This is a genomic window from Flavobacterium sp. YO64, assembly GCF_004119505.1.
Classification (GTDB): Bacteria; Bacteroidota; Bacteroidia; order Flavobacteriales; family Flavobacteriaceae; genus Flavobacterium; species Flavobacterium oncorhynchi.
On the sequence record NZ_NRQV01000077.1, the window covers coordinates 1 to 271 of the forward strand.

1 protein-coding gene is annotated in these 271 nt (G+C 45.8%); it reads right to left on the reverse strand.

What is annotated here, in order from left to right:
• Positions 1 to 271, reverse strand: a 271-nt coding sequence (locus BOW57_RS20540; RefSeq protein WP_164973757.1) for a DUF11 domain-containing protein, incomplete at both ends; no start/stop codon positions are given.

A 271-nucleotide genomic window follows, 5' to 3' on the forward strand; every position in this document is an offset into this window, starting at 1 on the left:
GTTGCTTGGACCTGCATTGGTTGCTGTTAAAGTAAAAGTAACATTACTGCCAACATTAGGCGTAGCGCTACTTGCGGTTTTGGTTATACCAACATTAGACTGCGCAACCGGGGTTGGGGTAACACTAGAGGTATTATTTCCAGGGGTAGGATCTGCTTCATTGGCAGTTATACTCGCACTGTTGGTATACGTTCCTGAGGCATTGACTGTGGCAATGATAGATAAGGTAGCATTCGCTCCATTGGCTAAAGTACCAATGGCCCAGATTCCA